Source organism: Phycicoccus sp. 3266, from assembly GCF_031456495.1.
Classification (GTDB): Bacteria; Actinomycetota; Actinomycetes; order Actinomycetales; family Dermatophilaceae; genus Pedococcus.
On the sequence record NZ_JAVDUW010000002.1, the window covers coordinates 906,184 to 926,383 of the forward strand.

19 protein-coding genes are annotated in these 20,200 nt (G+C 73.6%); 9 read left to right on the forward strand and 10 right to left on the reverse strand.

The window, feature by feature from the left end; all coding sequences use genetic code 11:
- Positions 1 to 137 precede the first annotated feature (137 nt).
- A complete protein-coding gene (locus tag J2X64_RS14150; protein WP_310155685.1) occupies positions 138 to 590 on the reverse strand; it encodes a GNAT family N-acetyltransferase in 453 nt (150 codons plus the stop codon).
- Between the two features lie 75 nt (positions 591 to 665).
- On the opposite strand from J2X64_RS14150, the gene J2X64_RS14155 reads away from it, so the two are divergent.
- Together J2X64_RS14155 and J2X64_RS14160 are read left to right on the forward strand one after the other, a co-directional pair.
- The gene (locus J2X64_RS14155; protein WP_310155688.1) at positions 666 to 1,538 is read left to right on the forward strand and encodes a DUF2071 domain-containing protein; all 873 of its coding nucleotides are present in this window, start codon (positions 666 to 668) and stop codon (positions 1,536 to 1,538) included.
- Positions 1,539 to 1,548: 10 nt separating this feature from the next.
- Positions 1,549 to 2,262, forward strand: a complete 714-nt coding sequence (locus tag J2X64_RS14160) for an SGNH/GDSL hydrolase family protein (RefSeq protein ID WP_310155691.1) — start codon at positions 1,549 to 1,551, stop codon at positions 2,260 to 2,262.
- A 22-nt stretch (positions 2,263 to 2,284) separates the two neighbouring features.
- Here the strand turns inward: J2X64_RS14160 and J2X64_RS14165 are convergent, their stop codons facing one another.
- The 3 genes from J2X64_RS14165 to gntA form a co-directional block, all read right to left on the reverse strand.
- Complete coding sequence (locus J2X64_RS14165) at positions 2,285 to 2,923, reverse strand: hypothetical protein (protein ID WP_310155693.1); 639 nt, start codon at positions 2,921 to 2,923, stop codon at positions 2,285 to 2,287.
- 84 nt (positions 2,924 to 3,007) lie between these two features.
- A complete protein-coding gene (locus J2X64_RS14170) occupies positions 3,008 to 3,655 on the reverse strand; it encodes an urea carboxylase-associated family protein (protein ID WP_310155696.1) in 648 nt (215 codons plus the stop codon).
- The gene (gntA, locus tag J2X64_RS14175) at positions 3,652 to 4,380 is read right to left on the reverse strand and encodes a guanitoxin biosynthesis heme-dependent pre-guanitoxin N-hydroxylase GntA (RefSeq protein ID WP_310155699.1); all 729 of its coding nucleotides are present in this window, start codon (positions 4,378 to 4,380) and stop codon (positions 3,652 to 3,654) included. Before gntA ends, J2X64_RS14170 begins: the two co-directional genes overlap by 4 nt.
- 135 nt (positions 4,381 to 4,515) lie before the next feature.
- On the opposite strand from gntA, the gene J2X64_RS14180 reads away from it, so the two are divergent.
- Positions 4,516 to 5,064 (forward strand): DUF4396 domain-containing protein, encoded by a 549-nt coding sequence (locus J2X64_RS14180; protein WP_310155702.1) that lies wholly within the window; start codon positions 4,516 to 4,518, stop codon positions 5,062 to 5,064.
- A gap of 103 nt (positions 5,065 to 5,167) precedes the next feature.
- On the opposite strand, the gene J2X64_RS14185 is transcribed toward J2X64_RS14180, so the two are convergent.
- The 5 genes from J2X64_RS14185 to J2X64_RS14205 all read right to left on the reverse strand — a co-directional run bounded on the left by J2X64_RS14185 (position 5,168) and on the right by J2X64_RS14205 (position 9,955).
- On the reverse strand, positions 5,168 to 5,707 hold the full coding sequence (locus J2X64_RS14185; protein WP_310155705.1) for a hypothetical protein: 540 nt from the start codon (positions 5,705 to 5,707) through the stop codon (positions 5,168 to 5,170).
- 102 nt (positions 5,708 to 5,809) lie between these two features.
- Positions 5,810 to 6,703 carry a galactosyltransferase-related protein gene (locus tag J2X64_RS14190; protein WP_310155709.1) on the reverse strand — a complete coding sequence of 298 codons (894 nt, stop codon included), beginning with the start codon at positions 6,701 to 6,703 and terminating at the stop codon, positions 5,810 to 5,812.
- 20 nt (positions 6,704 to 6,723) lie between these two features.
- A complete protein-coding gene (locus tag J2X64_RS14195; RefSeq protein ID WP_310155711.1) occupies positions 6,724 to 7,821 on the reverse strand; it encodes a glycosyltransferase in 1,098 nt (365 codons plus the stop codon).
- Positions 7,818 to 8,882, reverse strand: coding sequence for a glycosyltransferase (locus J2X64_RS14200; protein WP_310155714.1), 1,065 nt, complete (start codon positions 8,880 to 8,882; stop codon positions 7,818 to 7,820). The genes J2X64_RS14195 and J2X64_RS14200 overlap by 4 nt, the downstream gene beginning before the upstream one ends.
- The gene (locus tag J2X64_RS14205) at positions 8,870 to 9,955 is read right to left on the reverse strand and encodes a glycosyltransferase (protein WP_310155717.1); all 1,086 of its coding nucleotides are present in this window, start codon (positions 9,953 to 9,955) and stop codon (positions 8,870 to 8,872) included. The genes J2X64_RS14200 and J2X64_RS14205 overlap by 13 nt, the downstream gene beginning before the upstream one ends.
- Positions 9,956 to 10,293: 338 nt before the next feature.
- Here J2X64_RS14205 and leuS point away from each other — a divergent pair, with 338 nt between their 5' ends.
- The 5 genes from leuS to J2X64_RS14230 all read left to right on the forward strand — a co-directional run bounded on the left by leuS (position 10,294) and on the right by J2X64_RS14230 (position 18,302).
- Complete coding sequence (leuS, locus tag J2X64_RS14210) at positions 10,294 to 13,191, forward strand: leucine--tRNA ligase (RefSeq protein ID WP_310155719.1); 2,898 nt, start codon at positions 10,294 to 10,296, stop codon at positions 13,189 to 13,191.
- Between the two features lie 124 nt (positions 13,192 to 13,315).
- Positions 13,316 to 14,164: a DegV family protein gene (locus J2X64_RS14215; protein WP_310155722.1), complete on the forward strand. Its 849-nt coding sequence runs from the start codon at positions 13,316 to 13,318 to the stop codon at positions 14,162 to 14,164.
- On the forward strand, positions 14,161 to 14,832 hold the full coding sequence (gene plsY, locus J2X64_RS14220; RefSeq protein WP_310155725.1) for a glycerol-3-phosphate 1-O-acyltransferase PlsY: 672 nt from the start codon (positions 14,161 to 14,163) through the stop codon (positions 14,830 to 14,832). Before J2X64_RS14215 ends, plsY begins: the two co-directional genes overlap by 4 nt.
- Positions 14,833 to 15,225: 393 nt before the next feature.
- Positions 15,226 to 15,936 carry a helix-hairpin-helix domain-containing protein gene (locus tag J2X64_RS14225; RefSeq protein WP_310155727.1) on the forward strand — a complete coding sequence of 237 codons (711 nt, stop codon included), beginning with the start codon at positions 15,226 to 15,228 and terminating at the stop codon, positions 15,934 to 15,936.
- Positions 15,933 to 18,302, forward strand: coding sequence for a ComEC/Rec2 family competence protein (locus J2X64_RS14230; protein WP_310155731.1), 2,370 nt, complete (start codon positions 15,933 to 15,935; stop codon positions 18,300 to 18,302). Before J2X64_RS14225 ends, J2X64_RS14230 begins: the two co-directional genes overlap by 4 nt.
- A 55-nt stretch (positions 18,303 to 18,357) precedes the next feature.
- Here the strand turns inward: J2X64_RS14230 and J2X64_RS14235 are convergent, their stop codons facing one another.
- Complete coding sequence (locus J2X64_RS14235) at positions 18,358 to 19,287, reverse strand: LysR family transcriptional regulator (RefSeq protein ID WP_310155733.1); 930 nt, start codon at positions 19,285 to 19,287, stop codon at positions 18,358 to 18,360.
- A gap of 351 nt (positions 19,288 to 19,638) precedes the next feature.
- Between J2X64_RS14235 and J2X64_RS14240 the strand changes: the two genes are divergently transcribed.
- Entirely contained in the window at positions 19,639 to 20,052 is a 414-nt protein-coding gene (locus tag J2X64_RS14240; RefSeq protein WP_310155735.1) for a DUF6318 family protein, read from the forward strand.
- Positions 20,053 to 20,200 lie beyond the last annotated feature (148 nt).

Sequence of the window (20,200 nt, forward strand, 5' to 3'; positions counted from 1 at the left end):
CCCTCAGCTCCCCCCGCGAGCATCGAGGACGAGCCGCGTGCGCGGGGGGTGCGCCGTCCGGGAGCACGGGGCTTGGGCCGTCCGGGAGCCGGCCGACTGACCGAGCGCAAGCACCGTGCGTGGGCCGCGCTGTGGTTTCAGCGGAGGGCCAGCCGGTACCCCAGCCAGGTCGAGCGCTCGGCCCCCGTGGCGTCGTACAGGCCCCGCGCGACGACGTTGTCGGGGGCCGTCTCCCACGCGAGCGCGGTGCAGCCCCGCTCCCGCGCGGTCGAGGCGCAGGCCTCCAGGAGAGCCCGTCCGACGCCCTCTCTGCGGACGGCCTCGGTGACGAACAGGTCCTCCATCACGGCCAGGCGCGTGCCCGTGGTCGTGTCCCAGCTCCACAGGACCGTGGCGTACCCGACGATTGCGCCGGTGTCGGTGCGGGCGAGCAGCTGGGTGCCGTCCGTCGAGTCCCCGCAGAAGGCCTCGGCCATCCGCAGCAGGTCCTCGTCGTCCGCAGAGGCTCGGTAGAAGGTGCTGTAGCCGCGCAGGAGGGGCAGCACGCTGGACAGGTCGGCGACGGTCGACTGCTGGATCGCGATTCCCATGGTGGCGACCGTAGTGGCGCACCGTGCTCCGGTGCTCCGTCTGCGGGGTCCGCCGGGGTCAGGCAGGCTGCTGACATGACCTCCTCGCCGGTGCCGGCTCCCGCCCCCATGCCGGCGCAGGGGCCGCCCCTTCGCGGCAGGCCGCTCATGAGCCAGCTCTGGCGCGACATCACCTTCGTCCACTGGCGCGTGGACCCGGAGCGGCTCGAGCCCTTCCTCCCGGCCGGGGTGCAGCCCGACATCCACGACGGCTCGGCCTGGGTGGGGCTGATCCCGTTCCGCATGGTCGACGCCGCGGTGGGTCGCGGGAGGCCGGTGCCGTGGCTGGGGACCTTCCTCGAGACCAACGTGCGCGTCTACTCGCGGGACGCGACCGGCCGCCGTGGCGTGGTGTTCCTGTCGCTGGACGCCGAGCGCCTCCCCGTCGTCGCGGGCGCCCGGTTGCTCTTCGGGACGCCGTACCAGTGGGCCCACATGCGGTCCGCCCCGCAGCGGGTGCCGGCCGACCCGGTGGGTGCCGAGGTGGCATACACGCTGCGTCGCCACCGGGCGCCCTGGCGCGGCGCGACCCGCTCCGGGAACGGCCCGAAGGGCGCTCCCAGCGCGGCCCACGCCCGGAGCGGCCCGGCTCGCGGGCGGAGCGGGTCTCCGGCCGAGCCGGCCGTCACGAGCTCGATGCGCGTGCGGGTCGGCGAGCCCCTCGCCGAGCCGGGTGACCTCGACCTCTTCCTCACCGCGCGGTTCGGGCTCCACACCACTGTGGCGCGACGGACGCTGTGGGTCCCGAACACCCATTCCCCGTGGCCGCTGCACCGCGCCGAGCTGCTCGCGCTGGAGGACCGGTGCGTGGCGGCGGCGGGCCTCGACGACGTGGTGTCGAAGGCCCCCGACAGCGTGCTGTTCTCACCGGGGGTCGAGACGACCTTCGGCTGGCCGGTGCGCGTGTGAGCATGGGCCGGTGAGCACCGCGTTCGAGTACGACAACCTCAGCCTGCGGCCCGCGGGACCGTTCCTCACCGCGCTGTCGTGGGCCCTGCCCGGCGTGCGCGAGGTGCGGGCCCAGACCGTCCCGTACGCCGCCTACTGGCGAGAGGCGAACGCCGCGGCCCTCGAGCAGCAGGGGCCGCTCTGGGTGGCGCTGGGGGACTCGATGACGCAGGGCATCGGGGCGAGCGCGCCCGACCGCGGGTACGTCGGGCAGCTGCGCGACCACCTCGCAGCGGCCGGCCGCCCCCACCGGCTGGTCAACCTCGCGGTGACCGGCGCCCGGGTGCACGACCTCGTGGTGCACCAGCTGCCGGCGCTCGAGGCGCTCGTCGCCCGGGGCGAGGTGCCGGACCTGCTGACGGTCGTGATCGGCTCGAACGACGTCGTCGCCCCGCGGAACCGGGCCGGGCTGGCGGAGCGGTTCGAGGCCATGCTCGACCGCCTGCCGCGGGGAGCGGTCGTGGCGAACCTGCCGAACCCCCAGTCGGAGGCGCGGCGCGTCTGTGCGGTGCTGCGTGACCGGGCCGCCCGCGGGGACCTCGTGGTCGCCGACATCCGCGCCCACGGGCCCCGCTCCTGGCGCGGCCGGCTGGCCGCGGACAAGTTCCACCCCAACGACGCGGGGTATGCCGGGATGGCGCACGTCTTCGACGTCGCCCTCGGACTGCCCGAGGGGCCTGCCTGAGGCTCAGTCGCCGTAGGCGGGCTCAGTCGCCGTAGGTGTCGCGCACCGAGGAGTCCCACCTCCACGACGTGCCGCGCGTCTCCTCCGTCCGGCCGGTGGCGGCCAGGAGGTCGGTCCACGGGTCGTCGGTGCGCCGGGCGTCCGGGAAGACCCGGTTGAGGACGCGCTCCGCGATCCCGGCCTCGACCGCGAACGGGATGTCGTGGGCGGTCAGCACGTCCCAGGCGTGGGCAGCCCCCTCCACGATGCCGATCGCCGCGAAGCCGGAGGCGTCGGGGTGGCCGAACGGGTGGTAGCCGACGTGCCCCTCCGGAGCCGTCGCCGTCACGGCGACGAGCAGCCCACCCGTCGCGTCGACCCCGCGCACGATGGCCGCCGTGCCACCCGCCGGGTCGGGCCAGCAGAACATCGGCGGGCTGCCCTCTCGCCAGGGCGGCGGCTCGAGGAAGGGCACGTAGGTGTCCACGTGGACCTCCCTGCTCGAGAGGTTCATGGCGTAGAAGGCGAAGTCGTCCATCAGGTGGGTGGCGGTGTCGCGGCAGTCCCAGTCGAGCCGGTGCGCCGGGCGCTCCCAGCCGTCGTCGGGGACCCGGGCGAACCCGGCCATGATGCTGTCGACGACGGCGCGCAGGTCCGCGGGCGTGGAGACGTCTCGGGTCATGCCACGACCCTAGGCCCGAGGTCCGACGCCGCCCACGGGTTCACGAACGGCTCGCCCGGCAGCGGCGGCGGCGTGGCGAGCGGCTCAGTCGATGCGGTAGTCGATCGGCTTGCAGGTCCCGGCGTTGGACTTCTCGGCCGAGCAGGCCGTGAGCCCGACGTGCAGGTCCATCTCCGCACGCACCACGAGCCGGTCGCCGGCGACCGACGTCGGCGGGTCGATGTGCAGCTCGCCGGACCGCTCGGACCACACGTTCATGAAGATGTTGAGCGTCGTCGAGACCTGGTCCGCCACGACGCCGAACGGCTCGAGGCCGGTCACGAGGTTCTCCAGGCAGCTCGGGTGGTACGCGCCCTCGAACTCCGGGTACAGCAGGTCGAACGTCTGCTGGCTGCACGGCGTGAGCAGGATGTCGTGGTGCCCGCAGGTGTCCTCGACCACCGTGAGCATCGGCCGGCTGCGGTTGCTGTACAGCACCGTCCCCGTCGTCACGGCGACCGAGTTGGCGTAGTCGATCGTCCGCCCCGTGGAGAACCACTCCGCGTGGTCGTCGGCGCTGAAGCAGAAGAGGTCGCTCACCTGCTCCCCGGTGGGGTCGACCACGGTGAGCTGCTGACCCGCGGACAGCACGAAGCCGGTGCCGGTCTGGGGCGACAGCCGGGTGAAGCCCTCCGCGGGGCCGTCGGTGGCCTGTGGAGAGCTCTGACGGGTTCGGTCGGCCGCCGTGCTCATGCCGTTGCCTCCTGTCCGCCGAGGGCCGGTGGCGCCCAGTCCGACGGCACGGCCCTGCCGGAGTACTGGGCCGCCTCGGAGCCGCGGCCGTGGTCGGCCACCATCGGGTTGAGCGAGCCCTGCAGGGCGAGGTCGCGGTTGCGGATGGTGTCGCGCATGCGCTCGTACCGGTCGGAGGCGCGCAGCTGCTCGAACTGCTCGTGCAGGTTGAACACCAGGGTGGGCAGCGGGGCGCGCCGGGCGATGCGCGAGGCCTGCGGGTGCAGGCCGACCACGAAGTAGGCCGTCCCCGCCACGCTGAAGGCGAAGTGCGGGTCGTCGGGGTCCGAGGACACCTGGGGGTCCCAGGGCTGGTCGTCGACCTCGTGGAGCAGCTCGAGCTGGCGCCACAGGAGCTGCTCGAAGTGCGCCTCGTCCCGAACGTCCGTGCCCCGGAACACCGCGAGCAGGGAGGCGAAGCCCTCGTCGAGGTCGGTGGCCGATGCGAACCGGGCGAGCCTGTCTCGCAGCGTCCGGGCCGCGGCCTCGGTGCCGAGCTCCTCGAGCACCTCGAGGCTGGCGCGGCTGCGGTTGAACACCGACCGCGCCCCCAGGCATGGGTACTCGGGGTGCAGCACCATCGTCTCGAGCGCGTCGGCCACCTGGTCGGGGTCGCTGGCGTGACCACCCTCGTGGACGTGCGCGAGGTCCTCCAGGACGGCGGGCAGGGGCGGCTCGTGGCTCACGGAGCTCCTCGGGGTCGGCGACGTGCGGACCGGGCCGTCCGCGGACCCCGTACCTACCCGCAAGTACCCGCCCCAAACGTCGAGATGTCTCGGCGGTGAGGGAATATACCCACCGGGGGTATAGTTGCAGGAACCATGAACGTCATCGGAGAGCACCAGGACCACCAGGGCCACGGTCACGACGGCCACGGCCACCACGCCCAGGCCCACCACGAGCACGACGCCACGGCCTCGGGGCCCGGCGGCTCGCTGTGGAGGCAGGCCGTCAGCGCCACGCTCCACTGCCTCCTCGGCTGTGCGATCGGTGAGGTCCTCGGCATGGTGATCGGGACCGCCCTCGGCCTGCACAACCTCGGCACCGTCGTCCTGTCGATCGCGCTGGCCTTCGTGTTCGGCTACTCGCTGGCGATGCGCCCGATCCTCAAGGCAGGGCTGACCCTCGCCGCGGCACTGCCGGTCGCCCTGGCCTCCGACACCGTCTCCATCGCCACCATGGAGCTCGTCGACAACGCCCTCATGCTGGTGATCCCCGGCGCCATGGACGCGGGCCTGTCCAGCGCCCTCTTCTGGGGCTCGCTCGTCCTGTCGCTGGCGATCGCCTTCACCCTGACCGTCCCCGTCAACCGGTGGCTGCTGGCGCGGGGCCGCGGCCACGCGGTGGTGCACCAGTACCACCAGCACTGACCCGCAGCCCGGCCCACGATCTCGTCGACGCCCCACGGGGTCCGTCGGCGAGACCGTGGGCCCTGTCTGTGGCGCCGGGCGCCGTCAGCGGCGCTGGGCGCCGTCAGCGCCGCGATGCAGCCCTGGCAGGTCGCGCCTCGGTGAGCGCGTCGAGGTCGGCCAGCGCACCCGCGATGAGCACCAGGCCGACGGACATGGCGCCCCGCCAGGCGATCGCCGATGGGGACGTCCCCGACGGCACCGTTGGTGTGAGCGCCGTCGTCACCAGGACGAGCCAGGCACCGGCCGCCATCAGGACGCCCGGCAGCGGCGGGAAGACACGGCCCCGCACGACCGACAGCCCGAACAGGCCGAGCCCGGCCGGCGCCCACCCCGGGTTCCCGGCGAAGCCCAGCAGCAGCACGGCCAGGGCGGCCCAGCCGAGCCACGCGGAGGGCGAGTCGCCCTGCCGCAGCTGGTACCCGACCAAGGCGCTCCCCACCAGGCCCGCGGCGAGGAGCCCGGTGAGCGCCAGCAGCGCCGGCGGCACGGGCGCGTGGACCGCCGTGAACATCCACCAGGCGAACAGCACGAGGCCGCCTGCGTCGCCCGCCACCGGACCGACGCGCTCGAGCGTCGCCGCCATGCCCGTCGTCTGCGCCATGGGCCGAACGTACGACCTCCGGGTCGACCTCGCATCGTCCGATTGACGCAGGTGACGGGCGTGACGCAGGTGGCACCGGTGACCCGGCCACGTCACTCAGCCTCAGCCTATGACCACCCACCGGCCGGCATCCGCGTCGAGCCGGGCCAGGCCGCGCCGGTGCAGCTCGGCCAGCCACCCCTCCATCGGGAACCAGCCCCACCGGTCGTGGAACACGTTGGCGTTCCTCACGATCGAGCGCCGGTGGCGCAGCGGGGGGCTCTCCTGCTCGTGGTGCTGGTGGTACGCCGCCGCGCCCCCGACCCACAGCATGGTGCCGCCCGACTCGCGGATACGCTGACCGAAGTCGGTGTCCTCTCCGCCGTAGCCCACGTAGCCCTCGTCGAAGCCCCCCAGCGCCCGCCAGCCCGACGCGGTGACGGCGAACGACAGGGACCAGAACAGCCGGACGTCGTCGGCGACCTGCGTCGTCCCGGGCGCCGGCGCGGGACGGGCCGGGTGCGGCTCCGCGGTCGCGGCGAGCGAGGGCACGCGGTATGCCGCGGGGTGCCCGACGGCGGGTAGGTAGGCGACCTCCCCGCACGCGACCACGGGAGACGTGCCGGCGTCGCGCAGCACCTCGGCGTAGCGGGCCACGGTGCCCGCGGCGGGGATGCAGTCCACGTCGAGGAACACCAGGACGTCTGCGCCGAGGTCCAGCGCGGCCGCAGCCCCGGCGTTGCGGGCGGCGGACAGCGGGAGCTCACCAGCGGCCGTGAGGGGCACCGGGACGACCGTCGCCGCGGGGTGGAGCTCGCGGACGACCGCCTCGACCCCCGGGTCGCCCATGGCGACGACGACGTAGTGGTCGGGTCGCACCGTCTGGCGGGCCAGCCCCCAGCCCTGGCCGCGGAGGTGCTCGTGCCGACCGTGGGCGAGGGTGACCACGGCCGTGCGCGGGCCGCTCACGGCGGCCCCCACGTGGGCGCTCGTGCGGTCACCCGGCCGGACACTCACGCGGGACCTCCTGCGGCCGCTCACGCGGGCACCCGGGTCGGCAGCCCCACGTCCGCCAGGAGGGCTGCGGCCCGGGCTGCTCCGTCGCCGGTGCTCCAGCGGGCCCAGCCCTGCCCGCCGATCGCGACGGCCTGCTCCAACAACGCCGGCCACTCCTGCGGCTGCGGCCAGCTCGTCCGGCCCACTGCCAGACCGAGCTCCTGGACGCACTCGGCCGTCGCCACCTGCTCGTCGTGGGGGCGCGGCTGGGCGACCACGACGGCCGGACGCCGTGCAGCCGCGACCTCGGCCACGGCGTTCTGCCCCGCGTGCGTCACCACCACGTCCGCGCGCAGCAACTCGTCCCACAGCTCCGTCGACGCGTGCGCGCCCGGCGACCGTTCGACCCAGGTCCACCCGGGAGTGGCGGCACGGGCGGCAGCCACCTGCGCGGGCGTCGTGCCCCGGCCGCCCGCGCCCCAGAGCAGCAGGACGGTCGGGCCCGAGGAGCTGCAGCCGGAGGCGGTCTCGGACGGTCCGACCAGCGCGGGGGAGTCGCCCAGCGGGCCCCTTGCGCGCCCACCGGACGGTGCCGCCGCAGTGCCAGGCCGCACCCGCGAGTCGAAGCGCGAGATGCCGCCCACGCAGCGGGTCTTGGCCACCCACTCCGCAGGCCAGCGGCGCTCGTGCGTCCCGGCCGGCCACGGGGCCAGGAGTGCCTCGGCGGTGTCGTACGCCAGCCGGTGCGCCCGGTCGTCACGGCGCCCCGGGAGGGCCACGACGACGGTCGGGACGCCGGCCAGCCGGGCCAGCAGCGCCACCTCGACCGACACGTCGACCACCAGCAGGCGCGGCCGGTACTGGGCTGCCCAGGACACGACCTGCTGCGCCCGCTGCGCCAGCCCGGGGTGACCACGCGGGACCCAGTGGAGGGCGCCCTGCGCCGTCACGTCGGCGTCCTCGTCGACGGGGTCGCCGGCCACCTCGTCGTCACGGGCCAGCTCGGTCCATCCCGAGCTCCACCCCGCCGGCCGGGGGGCCGAGCTGAGCCCCCAGACGGGCTCGTCCAGCGCCGCGGCGACGGCCTGCATGCGGGTCACGTGGCCTGCACCCTGGTGGTGGGCGTAGTAGCCGATCATGCGGCCTGCCCGACCCGCGTCATGTCCTCGTAGCGGTCCACGTAGGCGTCGACCATCGTGTCGAGCGAGCAGTGCCGCACCGCGTGGTCGCGGCATCCTGCGCGGTCCAGCAGGACCGCCTCGTCGAGGGCGGCGGCTGCGGCGTCGACGTCGCCCGGGGCGACGAGGACACCGGTGCCGGGGACGACGAACTCGCCCAGGCCGCCGCGGCGGTACCCGACCACTGGCGTGCCGCAGGCCAGCGACTCGGCCGCGACCAGGCCGTACGGCTCGTCCCAGGCGGGTGTCACCAGCGTCGCCGCGCTCGCTCCCACGAGGTCGCGCAGCTCGCGCACGCCGAGGTGCCCGACGTACTCGGCGCCGGACCCCAGCAACGGCTCGACGACGTCGCGGACGTAGGCGTGGTCGCCGACGGGACCGGCCAGGCGCAGCCGTCGCCCGCTCGCAGCGGCGATGGCGATGGCCTCGTGGGGTGCCTTCTCGGGCACCAGCCGGCCGAACCACACGAGGTCGGTGCCACCCGGGCCGGGGGTCCAGGTGGAGGTGTCGACGCCGTTGTGCACGACGTCGGCCGTGGTGACGTGGCGCCACTGGCGGGCGGTGTGCGCGCTGACGGCCACGAAACGGGCCCGCGACTGGTCCATGAGGGAGATCGCGGGCTCGAGCCACGGGGTCGGTGGCGTGTGCAGCGTCGTCAGCATCGGCGCGCTGCAGGCCTGCGCCAGGGAGATGGGCACGAAGTGCAGGCTGTTGTTGTGGATGACGTCGACGTCGCCCCGCGATCGCAGCTCGAGCATGACCTGCAGGTAGGCGTGGTGCTCGCGCAGCCACGGCTCCGGCGGCATGGCGACATCAGCCCGTGCGGCGTCGCTGAGCCGCAGCGGCGCCACCATGAGCTCGCGGGCGTCGAGGACCGGGTCGCTGCCTGGCCCGGCGAAGACGGTGACGTCGACACCGCGGTGGCGCAGCCCCCGTACGAGCGCCCAGGTCAGCGACTCCAGGCCCCCGGCGAAGGGCTGGCGCAGGGGATGGCGGGCGGCGGCGAGGATCACGACGTGCATGCGCGCCTCCGGCCCAGGACTCCCTGGTACACGTCGTGGTGCACCGCGGCGACCTGCTCCCGCTCGGCCCGGCGCTCCTCCGCGGTCGCCCGCGGGGCAACCCGGCCCTCCAGCCATCCACGGTGCGCGTCGCGCAGCGCCGCCACCAGGGACGGCACGCGCTCGGGACCGTCCGCGGCATACGTCAGGCAGGGGCGCTGCTGGGCGTAGAAGCCGCAGTCGGGGGCGGCGACCCACGTGCCGAGGTCGTGGCAGGCCTCGAGCCAGCCGGAGTGGGTGCCGAAGCGGTACGGCAGGACGGACACGTCCAGGCCCTGGAGGTAGGCCCAGAGCTCGTCGTCGGAGAAGTAGTCGTGCACGCGGAGGTCGACCCGGCCCTCGTCCGCGAGAGCGGTGAGGTGACCCGCGAGCGCGGCGTCGTGCCGTTCGAAGCCCTCGGTCATGACGTCGGTGTGGGCGTCGACGCGCAGCACCGCCCCGGGCATGTCCTCGAGCGCGTCGACGATGCCGTCGACGAGGGCGAGCGGCTCCATGTTGGCGCGCAGGCTCTTGGCGTGCAGCCCCACGACGAACCGGTCGCGGGCGGGACGCGGACGCCCGAGCCACTCCTGCGGGACGACGTGCGGGTGGGGGACGACGGTCGCCGTGCGGCCCCAGCGCTGCTCGAGGACGGCGGCGGCGCCCGGGGTCAGCGTGATGATGGCGTCGGCGGCAGCGACGAGCACGTCGAGCTGGGCGTCGTGGGCCTCGGCGGTGGGGTGGTGCGGGTTGCGCAGGTCGTGCACGGTCAGCACGAGCGGCTTGTCGTGCTGGCGCAGGGCGAGCGTGAGTGCCTCGAGGTCGGCCGGCGACACGGCGTCGAACCCGAAGTGGACGTGCATGAGGTCGAACTCGGACGCGTGGCCGTGCACCCACGCGCTGGTGAGCATCCGTGGCGGCCACCACGGCGAGTCGGGGGAGGTGCCCGACGGGGGGTCCGGGAGGCGGACCACGTCGGCGGTGGCCGGCGCCGGGGGCGCCAGGTGACGGACGTAGACGTGGCCGGACGGGACGGACGCGACGAGGATGCTCACAGCTGACCTTCGAGAGGGGGGTCGGGCGCGGCTGCACCCGACCAAAGGGGCAGCAGGCAGGTGGCTCGACCGGCTGTGGACTTCCAGACCAACGTAACCCGGATCACCGACAGTCGCCTTGCCGGCCGAGACTGATGGCCCGCGAGGTGCTGCGCTAACCTGTTCCCGTGGCACGGTTCCTGCTCCTTACCTAGCCGCGACGACGAACCGACCGGACGTCGACGCGGCCAGCCCCTCCTGCGCGAGGGGCTTCGTTGTGTGTGGGTGCGAAAGCGCGGACCCGCACGCGGGACGGACAGTCGGGAGCAGGCCCGACCAGACGAGACGACGAGGATGAGATGAGCGAGACGCCGCACCGGTACACCGCAGAGCTGGCCGACCGGATCGAGGTCGCCTGGCAGGACCGCTGGGAGCAGGAGGGCACCTTCCACGCCCCCAACCCGGCAGGGCCCTGGGCCGAGCCCGAGAAGGTCGGCGACCGCGAGAAGCTGCTCGTGCTCGACATGTTCCCGTACCCCTCCGGCGCCGGCCTGCACATCGGCCACCCGCTGGGCTACATCGCGACCGACGTGTTCGCGCGCTACCACCGGATGACCGGCAAGAACGTCCTGCACTGCCTGGGCTACGACGCGTTCGGACTGCCCGCGGAGCAGTACGCCGTCCAGACCGGGCAGCACCCGCGCAAGACGACCGAGGAGAACATGGTCGTCATGAAGCGCCAGCTGCGGCGGCTGGGCCTGGCGCACGACGACCGGCGCGCGATCGCCACCATCGACCCGGGGTACTACAAGTGGACCCAGTGGATCTTCACCCAGATCTGGGACGCCTGGTACGACGTCGACGCCGTCCGTGAGGACGGCGGACGAGGGAAGGCCCGTCCCATCAGCGAGCTGGTGGCGCAGTTCGAGAACGGGGAGCGCCCCACGCCGAACGGCCGGGACTGGTCCGCGCTGTCCGCGGCCGAGCGCGCCGAGGTGCTCGACGGCTTCCGCCTCGCGTACTCCTCGCAGGCACCGGTCAACTGGGCGCCCGGCCTGGGCACCGTGCTCTCGAACGAGGAGGTCACCAACGACGGCCGGTCCGAGCGCGGCAACTTCCCGGTCTTCAAGACCAACCTGCGCCAGTGGATGATGCGGATCACCGCGTATGCCGACCGGCTGGCCGACGACCTCGACCGGGTCGACTGGCCCGAGAAGGTCAAGCTCATGCAGCGCAACTGGATCGGGCGCAGCCAGGGTGCCCGCGTGCGCTTCCCCGTCGTCGGCCACGACGCCACGATCGAGGTCTTCACCACGCGTCCGGACACGCTCTTCGGCGCCACGTTCATGGTGGTGGCCCCCGAGCACCCGCTGCTGGAAACCATTGTCTCGCAAGGCGACTGGCCCGAGGGCGTCAACCCGGCGTGGACCGGTGGCGAGGAGACCCCGGCGGCCGCGGTCGCGGCATACCAGCGGGCGGCGTCCCGCAAGTCCGAGGTGGAGCGGCAGACCGAGGGCAAGGACAAGACCGGTGTCTTCACCGGCGCCTGGGCCACGAACCCGGTCAACGGCGAGCGGATCCCCGTCTTCGTCGCCGACTACGTCCTCATGGGCTACGGCACCGGCGCGATCATGGCCGTGCCCGGGCAGGACACCCGTGACTGGGAGTATGCCGAGAAGTTCGGCCTCCCCATCGTGCGCACCGTGCAGCCGAGCGAGGGCCACGACGAGTCGACCGCGTTCACCGGCGACGGGCCGGCGATCAACTCCGCCAACGACGAGATCTCGTTGAACGGCATGGGGGTCGGCGAGGCCAAGGCGGCGATCATCGACTGGCTGGTGGCGAAGGGCTACGGCGAGGCCACGGTCAACTACAAGCTGCGCGACTGGCTGTTCAGCCGCCAGCGGTACTGGGGCGAGCCGTTCCCGATCCTGTTCGACGAGGACGGCGTCGCGCACGCGGTGCCCGAGTCCATGCTGCCGGTGGAGCTGCCGGACGTGCCGGACTACTCGCCCAAGACGTTCGACCCCGACGACGACTCCTCGAGCCCCGAGGCGCCGCTGTCGCGCGCGACCGAGTGGGTGGAGGTCGAGCTCGACCTCGGCGACGGCGCCGGCGTGCGCAAGTACCGCCGCGAGACCAACACCATGCCCAACTGGGCGGGGTCGTGCTGGTACTACCTGCGCTACCTCGACCCGGCCAACGACGAGGCGTTCGTCGACCCGGAGAACGAGCGCTACTGGATGGGCAAGCACGCGGCCCCGGTCGAGGGCGCCCCCGCCGGTGTCACCGACCCCGGCGGCGTCGACCTGTACATCGGCGGCGTCGAGCACGCGGTGCTGCACCTGCTCTACGCGCGGTTCTGGCACAAGGTGCTGTTCGACCTCGGCCACGTCAGCAGCGAGGAGCCGTTCCGGAAGTACTTCTCGCAGGGGTACATCCAGGCGTTCGCCTACCGCGACGGCCGTGGCCAGCCGGTCCCGGCGAACGAGGTCGAGGAGGTGGAGGGCAGCGACGCCCAGGACCCCCAGTTCACCTGGCAGGGCCAGCCCGTCACGCGCGAGTACGGCAAGATCGGCAAGTCGCTGAAGAACGTCGTGAGCCCGGACGAGATGTACGACGCGTACGGCGCCGACACCCTGCGCGTCTACGAGATGTCGATGGGCCCGCTGGAGCTGTCCAAGCCGTGGGAGACCCGTGCTGTCGTCGGTGCCCAGCGCTTCCTGCAGCGCCTGTGGCGCAACGTGGTCGACGAGGAGACCGGCGACGTGCGGGTCGTCGACGCGCCGCTCGACCCCGACACCCTGCGCACGATGCACCGCACCATCGACGCGGTGTCGAAGGACTACCCGTCGCTGGGGTTCAACACCGCCATCGCGCGACTCATCGAGCTCAACAACGCCCTGACCAAGCTCGACGCGGTGCCCCGCGAGGCGGCCGAGACCATCGTCAGGATGGTCGCGCCGATCGCCCCGCACATCGCCGAGGAGCTGTGGAAGCGGCTGGGCCACGAGGAGACGATCACCTACGAGCCGTTCCCGGTGGCCGACCCCGCGCTGCTCGTCGAGGACACCGTGACCTGCGTGGTGCAGATCAAGGGCAAGGTGCGCGACCGCCTCGAGGTGCCGGCCGACATCAGCGAGGACGCGCTGCGCGAGCAGGTGCTGGCCCTGCCCAAGGTCGTCGCGGCGACCGAGGGCGGCATCCGCACCGTCATCGTGCGGGCGCCCAAGCTGGTCAACGTCGTCCCGGCCTGACCGGCCGCTGCCTCACCGTGTCCCGGCCTGGCCAGGTGCCGTACCGTGCGGGCCTGACCGGCCGCCGCACCGTGTCCGGGCGGTGTGGGTCCCGCGGGACCCGCACCGCCGGTAGCCTGCGCGCGTGAGCGTCGCCCTCGTCACCGACTCCACGGCATACCTCCCGGCTGCGGTCGTCGACGCGCGCGGGATCGGCGTCGTGCCCCTGCACGTGGTGATCGCGGGGACGGAGTTCAGCGAGGGCGTGGACGTGAGCACCGCGGAGGTGGCCACCGCGCTGCGCGCCTTCAAGCCGGTGTCGACGTCGCGGCCCGCGCCGCAGGCGTTCCTCGAGGCGTACGAGAAGGCCGCCGCCGGGGGAGCCGAGGCCATCGTGTCCGTGCACATCTCGGCCGACATGTCCTCGACGGTGGAGTCGGCGCACCTGGCGGCGCAGCACTCGCCGGTGCCCGTGACCGTCGTGGACTCGCGCTCGCTCGGCATGGCGATGGGGTATGCCGTGGTGTCGGCGGCCGAGCTCGCCGCCGGTGGGGCGTCGGCCGAGGAGGTCGCGGCAGTGGCGCGCTCGCGCAGCGAGGCCTCGACCGTGGTGTTCTACGTCGACACCCTGGAGCACCTGAGGCGTGGCGGCCGGATCGGCGCGGCGTCCGCGCTGCTCGGGTCGGCGCTCGCCATCAAGCCGATCCTGGGTCTGGAGGACGGGCACATCCGCCCGCTGGAGAAGGTCCGCACGTCCTCGCGGGCGCTGGCCCGGCTCGAGGAGCTGGCCGTCGCGGCGGTCGACGCGGCCGGTGGTGACGTCGACATCGCGGTGCACCACCTCGACTCCGCGGCCCGCGCCGAGGACCTGGCGGGGCGGATCCGCGATCGGGTGTCGACGGCCGGCGAGGTCGTCGTCGTCGAGCTCGGCGCGGTCGTGGGGGCGCACGTGGGTCCGGGCACGCTGGCCGTGGCGGTGTCGCCGAGGCCATGACGGCGCTCGACGCGGTGGTGTGGTCGACCGGGGCGGTCGTCTGGTCGACGGGCGGCGTCGTCCAGGGAGTCGTCGCCGCGGTGGTGGCGTTCCTCCTCGGCTCGGTGAACCCGGCCACGATCCTCGCGCGGGTCCTCGGCAAGGACCTCGCCGGCTCCGGCTCGGGCAACCCCGGCGCCACCAACGCCGGTCGGGTGCTCGGCCTGCGCTGGGGCGTCGTCGTGGGCGTCGCGGACGTGCTCAAGGGCTACCTGCCGGTGGTGCTGGCGAGCGCGTTCCTCGGGTCGGTCGTGGCGCTGGTCGTCGGGCTGGCGGTGGTGCTGGGCCACATCTGGTCGCCGTTCCTGAAGGGGCACGGTGGCAAGGGGGTCGCGACGTCGCTGGGCGCGATCCTGGCGGTGCAGCCCTGGTTCGGGCTGGTCATGCTGCTGCTGTTCGTCCTGCTGGTGTGGCGGCTGCGGTGGGTGGCGGGTGCGTCGGTGTCGGCCTGCCTTCTGCTGTTCGTGCTGGGCCTGCTCGCGGTCGCGGGATGGCTTCCCGGCTGGGTGCCCGACGTGAGCCGCGAGACGGGGGTGTGGTGCGCGGTGCTTGCCCTCGTCGTGATCTACCGGCACCGCCGCAACATCGAGCTGTGGCTGCTCGCCCGGCGCGAGTCGTCCACAGGCTGAGGCGTCGCGTCAGGTCGTCCACAGGCCCGCAGTCCGTCCTGCCGTGGTGGGGCCGCACCTTCCTAGCGTTCCCGTATGCCGTTGCGCCGCCGACCGCCGGAACCCTCACCTCGCCTGCGCGCGCTCCTCGAGCGCGTCGGCGCCAACGATGCCGGCGGCGGCACGGGGCTCTGGCAGCCGGAGCGCGCGTGGATCGCCTCCACGCCCAGCCCCGCGACGGATGCGCACGCGCAGAGTACGGCCGCGAGCGGTGGCCGCGTGCCGGTTCCGGACCCGTCGCCGCACGCGGAGGGCCTGGGAGCGGAAGCAGCACGAGCCCCGCGGGGTGTCCTCCCCGGCAGGCACCGGAGGCCGCAACCCCCGGGGCCGGCCTGGCTGGCCGTGCCGGAGGCGATGCGCGGCGCCCGTCTGACGGCGCCCCGTGCCGCGGCGGCAGGCCTCGTCCTCGTGGTGCTCGTGGCAGGCCTCGTCTTCGGCGCCCGTGTGGCGATGGCGCGGGCGTCGAGCGAGCCGCGTCCCGTCGCGCCGGCGCCCACCCAGACCGGTGTCCTGACCCGCGGCTCGTCGACGTTCGCCACCTCGGCGACGAGCGCCGGGGGCGGTGGGCCACCCACGACGGGCACGACGGTCACCGTGCACGTGGTCGGTCAGGTCGCCCACCCGGGCATCGTCCACCTGCCCTCCGGCTCGAGGGTCGGTGACGCGGTCGCGCGCGCCGGTGGGGCGCTCAAGGGAGCGGACCTGGCGGCCATCAACCTGGCCCGGGTGCTCGTCGACGGCGAGCAGGTCAGGGTTCCCAAGCCGGGGGAGGCCGTCGTGGCACCGCCCGGTCCCGGCGGCCCCGGGGCAGCGGGCGGCGGCGCCGGGTCCTCGGGTGGGGGCGGTGGCGCCGGCTCGCCGGGCAGCTCCGCGGGCGTCGTCAACCTCAACCAGGCCACGGCCGCCCAGCTCGAGGACCTGCCCGGTGTCGGGCCCGTCCTGGCCCAGCGCATCGTCGACTGGCGCACCCAGCACGGCCGCTTCACCACCGTCGACGAGCTGAACGAGGTCAGCGGCATCGGCGAGAAGATCTTCGCCGAGCTCAAGCCCAAGGTCACGGTGTGAGCGCCGCCGGTCCGTCCCGTGATGCTGTCGCGACCCCGCGTGTGGACCTGCGGCTGCTCGTCCCGGCGCTCGTGGCGTGGTCGTTCACCGCGTCGGTGCTCGGCGTGCGGCCCCTGCTGCTCGTGAGCACATCGTCGGTGCTCGTGCTCGTGTCGGTCGTCGCCGTGCGACAGCGGCGGTGGGCCGCTGGAGGCCTCGTCGCCATGTGCACCGCTGCCTGCGCGCTCACCGGGGTGTCCGTCGCCGGTCACACGGCAGAGCGCTCCGCAGGCCCGCTCGAGTCGCTCGCGCGCGACCACGCCACGGTCGAGGCGGTGGCCACGGTCTCCACCGACCCGCGGTTGCGGCAGACGAAGGGCCTCGCCGGGGCCAGCGTCTACGCCCGGCTCACCGTGACCCAGGTGACGGCGCGAGGCTCGGTGAGCCGGGTGTCCGCACCGGTGCTGCTCGTCGCGGACGAGCGGTGGCGCGACGTCCAGTGGCACCAGCGGCTGGCGGTGCGCGGCCGTCTGGTGCCGGCCCACCCCGGCGACGACGTCGTCGCCGTCCTGAAGCCCTCCGGCGGACCTGCTGTCGTCGGCAGGCCGGGAGTCGTGGCACGGGCAGCCGAGCACCTACGGTCGGGGCTGCGCCGCGCCTCCGACCCGCTGCCCACGGATGCCCGAGGGCTCCTGCCCGCCCTCGTCATCGGCGACACGAGCCGCACCCCACCGGACCTGACCGACGCCATGCTCGCCACCGGGATGACCCACCTGAGCGCCGTGTCGGGGTCGAACGTCGCGATCGTGCTGGCCTTCGCCCTCGGCGCCGCCCGGCTTCTCGGCCTCCCGAGACGCGCCCGCGTGCCGTGGGCCCTGGTCGTGCTGGCCGGCTTCGTCGTGCTGGCACGCCCCGAACCCAGCGTGGTGCGGGCAGCCACGATGGGCGGGATCGGGCTGCTCGGGCTCAGCGCGTCGCGACGTGCGGCCGGGGTGCCGGTGCTGTCGGCCGCCGTGGTCGTCCTGCTCGTCGTCGACCCGTGGCTGAGCCGCTCCTATGGCTTCGCGCTGTCGACCCTGGCGACACTCGGGCTCCTGCTCTTCACGCGGTCCTGGGGCGACGCGATCGGCCGCCGCCTGCCGTCCCGGGCCCGGTCCCTCGGACCGGCGCTCGCCATCCCCGTTGCCGCCCAGGCGATGTGCGCGCCCGTCGTGGTCCTGCTGCAGGGGTCCGTCTCGGTGGTGGGTGTCCTCGCCAACCTCCTGGCTGCCCCGTTCGTGGCCCCGGCCACCGTGGCCGGTGTGGGCGCGGCCGTCGTCGCACCCGTCTGGCCGCTCGGGGCCACGCTGCTGTGCTGGGCCGGGGCCCTCCCGGCTCTGGGGATCTGCTGGGTGGCCCGCACCTGCGCGACCGTGCCCGGCGGCACGCTGCCGTGGCCCGACGGTGCGCCCGGCGCGGTCCTCCTCGCGTTCGTCACCGTCGCGGTCGTCCTCAGCGCCCGACGCTGGGCCCACCTCGCGCGATGGCACCCCGTGGCGTTCCTCTCGGTCGTCGTCCTCGTCGTTGCGGGAGCCGCCCCGACGTCCGCCGCCGCCTGGCCGCCCCCGGGGTGGCGGTTCGTCGCCTGCGACGTCGGGCAGGGAGACGGGCTCGTGCTCGCCACGTCACCCGGCCATGCGGTGGTCGTGGACACAGGCCCGGACCCTGCCCTCATCGACGCCTGCCTACGCCGGCTCAAGGTCAAGGTCGTCGACTCGGTGGTCCTCACCCACTTCCACGCCGACCACGCCGACGGGCTCCCCGGTGTCCTGCGCGGTCGGACCGTCCGCACCGTGCTGGCCACTCCCGTCCGGGACCCGCCGTACCAGTGGCAGGAGGTGGAGGGATGGACCGGGGCACGCGGCATACCGGTCACGGGCATCGCAGCCGGCGACCACCTCAGCTGGCCCGGGGTGGAGGCCGACGTGTGGTGGCCCGCCCGCAGGCTCGACAGCGGCTCGGTGCCGAACAACGCCTCCGTCGTCCTCGCCGTCCGCGCCGGGCCGGTCGACCTGCTGCTCCTCGGCGACGTGGAGCGCGAGGCGGCGCACGCGATCCTGCTGCAGCTGCGCCGCGACCCCGCCATGGCCGCACGGGCGCGGAGCTTCGACGTCGTCAAGGTGGCGCACCACGGGTCGGCCAACCTCGACCCAGACCTCCTCGCAGCGGTCGCGGCCCCCTTCGCCGTGATCAGCGTCGGCAAGGACAACGACTACGGGCACCCGTCACCCAAGGCGCTGCAGGTCCTCGCGCGCGACGGGTATGCCGTGCTGCGCACCGACCAGCGTGGCGACGTGGCGGTCGTCGACGACCACGGCTCGGTGGGGGTGACGTGGCGACGCCGCTGAGGTCGCGGGCCCGGGCGACCGGGCCGACGTCGCGTGCCGAGCGGACGGTGGCGGGTCAGGTGCTGGCGAGGACGCGGGGCTTGGCCTTGGCCGCCTCGACCAGGGCCTCGATCGTGGCCTGCACGGCGGGCACGCGCTGGAGGTCCGGGGTGGTCACGACGCTGACCGTCCGGCGCGAGGCCGGCTGGATGGGCAGGGTCACCACGTCGCGGTGGTGGGCGGTCCGCAGGATGAGGTCGGGGATGAGCGCGACGCCGAGTCCCTCGGCCACGAGGCCGAGCACGGCCACGTAGTCCTCGGTCTCGAACCCGACGTTCGGGGAGAAGCCGGCGGTGGCGCACATCTGCAGGAGGTGGCCGCGGCAGCGCGGGCAGCCTGCGATCCAGTTCTCGTCGGCGAGCTTGGTGAGGTCGGCGACGGGCTCGGTTGCCAGGGGGTGGTCGCGGGGGAGGGCGAGGCGGACCTCGTCGTCGAGCAGCTTGTGCTGCACGAAGAGGTCCATGTCCTCCTCGCCCCGGCCGACGTCGGTGCCCTCGTAGGCGAAGGCGACGGCCAGGTCGCACTCGCCGGCCTTGAGTGCCGCAAGGGACTCGGGCGGCTCGGCCTCGGTGAACGTGACCTGCACGTCGGGGAAGCGCTGCTTGACGAGGGCGAGTGCACGGGGGACGAGGGTCGCCGAGCTGGAGGGGAAGGCCATGAGGCGGACGCGTCCGGCGCGGAGCCCGGCGATGGCGGCGACCTCCTCCTCGGCGGCGTCGAGGGCGGCGAGGACGGACACGGCGTGCCGCGCCAGCACCTGACCGGCCTCGGTGAGCCGCACGTTGCGGCCGACGCGCTCGACCAGGACGGTCCCGGTGCGCTGCTCGAGGCGGCGCACCATCTGCGAGATGGCGGGCTGGGAGTAGCCGAGGGCGAGGGCGGCTCCGGTGAAGCTCCCCTCGTCGGCGATCGCCTTCATCACGCGAAGGCCGGCGGCGTCGATCATGGCTGCAGCATAACGCAGTGTTATCGAATTGATGCCGATCTTTGGGCGAGGTGATGGACCGCATCGCGGTGTGGCTTCGGGCCCCTGTGGACAGTGCGGTCGACGGAATCGGGCAAATCCGTAGAATCGCTGTCGCAGACGCCGCCCGCAGGCGGCTGCCGGCGAAGGGGGAGGTTCGTGCAGGTCCGCAGAGGGGCGTTCACTGCAGTCGTCGTCGCGGGGTCACTGGCGCTCGCGGCGTGCAGCGGCGGGGGCGACAGCCCACCGCCCCCGGCGTCGTCCACGACGAGCAGCTCGAGCAGCTCGACGACGTCGTCCACCACGACCCAGAGCCCGACTGCCACCAAAACGGTGGCGCTGCCCCCCGAGGCAACCAAGCACACCGAGGCCGGCGCGATGGCTTTCGCCCGCTTCTACTGGGAGCAGGCGAGCCAGTCGCTGGTTACTAATGATGCGTCGGTCGTTAGGGCGATGGGCGCCGATGAATGCTCTGAATGCACGGCGGTTGAAGGAATATCGAGCAAGCAAGAAGCGGACGGGGTCCATTCCGATAAGGCGAGTTACGACATCAAGATCGTCCGCCGAGTCGAGGGTTCGAAAGACCAGTACGTGATCTCCGTAGCAGGGCGCGAGATACCCGTTAAGAAGTTGGACAAGTCCGGCAAGGTGCTGCGCACCACGCAAGCCGGCACCTTCTCCTGGGCAACCACGGTTGAGTGGCGAGTTGGATGGCAGGTTACGAACTTCCAGAAGGAGTCGGCCTGATGCACCGCCGATTCGGTGGCGCCGTTTTGGTGGCCAGTCTTTTGATAGCAATCACGGGCATACAAGCGCCTGCATCGGCCGCCGGGCCCGATTGCGGTAGCGGGGATATGGCTGCGTCCTTGGATCAGGACGCCGCGAACCTGGCAGG